General features: G+C 68.1%; 2 protein-coding genes. Both read right to left on the reverse strand.

Translation table 11 applies throughout. From position 1 onward, the window contains the following. A partial coding sequence (locus tag GA0115254_RS02015) for a condensation domain-containing protein (RefSeq protein ID WP_141720747.1) occupies positions 1-1,706 on the reverse strand: 1,706 nt, incomplete at its 3' end. After that, positions 1,706-1,975 (reverse strand): phosphopantetheine-binding protein (locus GA0115254_RS02020; RefSeq protein ID WP_141720748.1); only part of this gene is annotated, 270 nt, incomplete at its 5' end. The genes GA0115254_RS02015 and GA0115254_RS02020, both read right to left, overlap by 1 nt.

Below are 1,975 nucleotides of genomic sequence, written 5' to 3' on the forward strand. Positions count from 1 at the left end.
ACCTCAGCCCCAGCGGTCTCGACCATGTAAGCCACCCGCTCCGCCGGCAGACCCGGGTCCACCGGCAGATACGCACCACCCGCCTTCACCACCGCCAACAACGCCACCACCATCTCGACCCCACGCTCCAACGCGACGCCGACCACCGACTCCGGACCCACCCCACGCCCCACCAACAACCACGCCAACCGATTCGCCCGCTCATCCAACTCCCGGTACGACACCTCCACACCCTCAAACACCACCGCCACCGCACCCGGCGACCGCACCACCTGCGCCTCGAACAACCCCGACAACGTCGACGCCTCAACCCCCACCGCCGTGTCATTCCACTCCACCAACACCCGACGACGCTCACCGGCATCGAGCAGCTCGAGGCCGCTCAGCCGGGTCTTCGGCTCGGCCACCAGAAGCTCCAGCGCCCGCCGCACACGCGTCGCGAGCTGCGCAACGGTGCCGCGCTCGAAGAGGTCCACCGAGGCGGTGACCGAGCCGCGTAGGCCCGCCGGAGCACCGTCCAGGTCGAACGTTTCGACAAAGTCGAGTTCGAGGTCGAACTTTGCCGCCCGCACATCGACCACCGCATCCGACGCCGAATCGTCGGACTCGGCACCTGAGCGCTCCAGCAGGATCCGCTCGTTGTTGTGGACGGTCAGCATGACCTGGACCAGAGGGTGCCGGGTCAGGGAGCGGATTGGGGCCAGCTCCTCGACCAACTTCTCGAACGGCACATCCTGGTGCGCAAGGGCGTTCCACCCGGTCTGCCGCACCCGGGCGAGCACCTCGGTGAAGGTCGGGTCACCGGACAGGTCCGTCCGAAGCACCAGGGTGTTGACGAAGAAGCCGACCATGTCGTCCAGCGCGACATCGGTGCGCCCGGCGACCGCTGTGCCGATGGGTATGTCCGTACCCGAGCCCAGACGGGACAGTACGACCGCCAGCGCGGCCTGGAGAACCATGAAGACCGTCGCGTCCTCGGCGCGCGCCACCCGGGCGAGCCGGGCATGGACCGCTGCCGGGATCTCCAACGGCACGCCGTAGCCGCGGTGCGAGGCGACCGCTGGGCGGGCGCGGTCGAAGGGCAGGTGGAGCTCCTCGGGCATGCCGGACAGCTCGTCACGCCAGTAGGCGATCTGACGCGCCATCATGCTCTTCGGGTCCTGCTCGTCGCCGAGCAGTTCGCGCTGCCACAGGGTGTAGTCCGCGTACTGGACGGGCAGCGGCTCCCACTCCGGCGCCACGCCTTCGGTGCGCGCGGCGTAGGCAGCCGTCACATCCCGCAGCAGCGGCCCCATCGACCAGCCGTCGCTCGCGATGTGGTGGACCACCACGACCAGCACCTGGTCCTCCGGACCGGTCCGGAGCATCGCTGCACGGATCGGAACCTCGTCGGCCAGGTCGAACGCGTATGACTCCAACTCAGCGACTGCAGTGTCGAGTTCGGCGGGTGCCAGGTCGGCCACCGCCAGCTCCCAGTCCAGGTCCTCCAGCTTCAGGATGCGCTGGAACGGCTCACCGTCGGCCGTCGGGTAGACCGTGCGCAGCACCTCGTGGCGTCCGATCACGTCCCGCAGGGCCGCGTTCAGTGCATCGCTGTCGACCTGGCCCGGCAGGCGCCTGGCGATCGGGATGTTGTAGGTGGCGCTCGGGCCTTCAAGCTGCGAAAGGAACCACAACCGGCGCTGCGCGAAAGACAACGGAATCATCAGGACTCCTCCTGGTTGCGCATCGGCCGCAACGCCGGCCTAGCTGACTGTTCATTTCCAAGCTGCTGTGCAAGTCCAGCCACCGTCGGCGCTTGCAGAAGCGCCTGCAGTGGCGCTTCGATCCCCAGCACCGCCCGGATCTGACTGGTGAGTCGTACGGCGAGCAGCGAGTGCCCGCCGAGGGCGAAGAAGTCGTCGTCGACGCCCACGTTCTCCAGGCCGAGGACTTCAGCGAACAGGGTGCACAGGATCTCCTCCCGTGCGTTTAC

The organism is Streptomyces sp. Ncost-T10-10d (assembly GCF_900091955.1).
Lineage (GTDB): Bacteria > Actinomycetota > Actinomycetes > Streptomycetales > Streptomycetaceae > Streptomyces.